Origin of the sequence: Lactobacillus sp. UMNPBX6 (genome assembly GCF_002553975.1) — a bacterium.
GTDB lineage: Bacteria > Bacillota > Bacilli > Lactobacillales > Lactobacillaceae > Lactobacillus > Lactobacillus gallinarum.
On sequence record NZ_PCZD01000117.1, the window covers coordinates 1 to 1,168 of the forward strand.

Annotated in this window: 1 protein-coding gene; it reads right to left on the reverse strand. The window is 43.6% G+C overall.

The window, feature by feature from the left end; translation table 11 throughout:
* Positions 1-36: 36 nt before the first annotated feature.
* The gene (locus tag CP357_RS09900) at positions 37-1,071 is read right to left on the reverse strand and encodes an IS30 family transposase (RefSeq protein WP_014567885.1); all 1,035 of its coding nucleotides are present in this window, start codon (positions 1,069-1,071) and stop codon (positions 37-39) included.
* Positions 1,072-1,168 lie beyond the last annotated feature (97 nt).

Sequence of the window (1,168 nt, forward strand, 5' to 3'; positions counted from 1 at the left end):
TTTTCCTGAATTGTCAAATTAAGTGCAACAGTTAGGCTATGAAGAAATATATTGCTTGAAGAGTTCCTCTGCTGTGTGATATTGGAGGATTCGGCGATATTTGTGGTTAATGGCATCAGTTGCCTGTTGAACATAAGCTTTTGACTTGTCTTTCATGCTCTTGCCCTTAGGGAAGAATTGACGCAAAAGACCATTGCAGTTCTCATTGGTGCCCCTTTCCCATGGAGAATATGGGTGAGCAAAGTAAATCTGGCAGCCCTTGATCTTGGTCATATCCGCAAACTCAGAGCCATTGTCAAACGTGATTGATTTAAACCAGGCAGGATGTCTGTCAATCTCCTTTTGAAGCAGCCTTTGGCATGTGCTTGCCCGATAGTCAGGAATCTTGATAACTACTTCAAAGCGTGTGGTTCTTTCAGTCAAAGTCATTAAAGCAGGCTGATTCTTGCGTCTGACGCCTTTAACCAGATCTCCTTCCCAGTGCAGCGGAGCTTTTCTGTCTTCAACCTCCTTAGGACGCTGTTCAATGGAATTGCCAAGATGCTTCTTGTGCAAAGCGTGACCGCCATGGCTGTGATGACGCTTGTTCCTGCGTCTTTTGAGCTTCATAGGCAGATCAATATTGCTTATGTCCAGCAAGCCCTGATCAATATAGCGATAGACGGTTGGTGTGCTGGGACAAGGGTAGCCTGGCATAGTCCTTTTGAATTCACCAACGAACTCATCGATGCTGGTGGCATCAAATTTAGCTTTAAAGCGTCTGGAGAGCATTCTCAAAAAGACAGCATAATGCTTCAATGGATTGCGCTGATAGCAGTTTTGGCGACGCTTCTCATAATAAATCTGTGCAGTATCAGCGTAATAGTGCTCATACAATAAATAGCTGCTGTCTCTTTGCAGGACGCTTCCGCGTTTGATTTCGCGACTGATTGTCGACTTATGGCAGCCAACTTCTTGAGCGATAACAGTACGGGAAGTTATGCCGGAATCCAGCATTGCTTGAATTTGTCCACGTTGTACGCTGGTTAATTGATGATAGTGCTTAGAAATGCTAGAATTTGAATTGGTCATGAAGATCTTCCTTTCTTGATTTTTCGTCACTTCAAGTTTAGGTCTTCATGGCCTTTTTGTTTAACACTTAGTGTTGCACTTCAATTTTAAATCCGGG

Bases quoted from the DNA above. Each gene is read 5' to 3' on its own strand.
- CP357_RS09900 (WP_014567885.1), bottom strand. From the start codon at position 1,071: ATGACCAATTCAAATTCTAGCATTTCTAAGCACTATCATCAATTAACC.